The organism is Phyllobacterium calauticae (genome assembly GCF_019991125.1).
GTDB lineage: Bacteria > Pseudomonadota > Alphaproteobacteria > Rhizobiales > Rhizobiaceae > Phyllobacterium > Phyllobacterium calauticae.
In genome coordinates this window covers 1-865 of sequence record NZ_JAGENB010000027.1, presented here as the reverse complement: position 1 = coordinate 865, position 865 = coordinate 1, and the positions used below count along the sequence as shown (strand labels likewise).

At 58.8% G+C, this 865-nt stretch carries 1 protein-coding gene and 2 pseudogenes; all 3 read left to right on the top strand.

Translation table 11 applies throughout. The annotated features are described in order from the left end of the window. Positions 1–428, top strand: a pseudogene (locus J1W56_RS25775) (hypothetical protein); the annotation flags it as partial. Between the two features lie 2 nt (positions 429–430). Beyond that, positions 431–670, top strand: coding sequence for a hypothetical protein (locus J1W56_RS25770; RefSeq protein ID WP_223616137.1), 240 nt, complete (start codon positions 431–433; stop codon positions 668–670). Beyond that, positions 667–865 (top strand): annotated as a pseudogene (locus tag J1W56_RS25765) (hypothetical protein); the annotation flags it as partial. The gene J1W56_RS25770 and the pseudogene J1W56_RS25765, both read left to right, overlap by 4 nt.

Here is an 865-nt window from a genome sequence, read left to right as displayed (position 1 = left end):
GCCACATGGACGCGTACTTGCTTGAAGAGCAACGCAAAGAGCGCGAGCGGCAGGCAGTGGCCCAACGAGAAGCGGACCGCATTCGGCGCGAGGCTGAGGAAGCTGCGCGTAAGGCTCAAGACGTTTCCACCAATCCGAATGACCCAGTGGACTTGGCAGCGAAGGCGAATGCCGAACAATTGGCCAAGGAGGCCGCTGAGGCAGAACGCGAGGCGCAGGCACGCAATGCCACCGCGGGCCGGACCGGTTCCAGGGTGTCACTTCGCACGTTCGTTTCCGCTCGCATCACGGACTACGACAAGGCGCTTGTCGCCCTGAAGGATCACCCCGAAATGAAAGCTCTCGTCGAGCAGTTGGCCAACCGAGCGATCCGCTCCGGTCATGATCTCGCTGGCGTTGAGCGCTTTGAAGAACAGCGGGCGGCGTGATCATGGAAGAAGCAGCAAACAAGCGCCTGATCGTGGCCGTCAAATTCGGTTTCAGCGACAAGACGTATGACTACTTCTCGGACATTCCCGTTGAAGTCGGCCAGACGGTCTACGTCGAGACCAGCCGCGGCGAAGCCAAAGTTCAGATCATGGAAATCAAGGATGCGTCGGACCGGGCGGAGAAATCCGTCCTTCGCATCTTCGTTCCCGAAACAACTGATGCACCGGGAGAAGACGCATGAACGCTCCAGCTCATATCATTGAGGCTCGTCCACCTGCATTGATGGTCGGTGGAAACGTGAATGCCATAGTTCCTCAGTCAATCGAGGAAATCTGGCGCGTTTCCAAGATGGTCGTCATGGCCGGTCTTGCGCCCAAAGCACTGGTCGGCCGGAAGACTGGGGACGATGCGGTCAGCGCCGTCGCCATTTCGATCA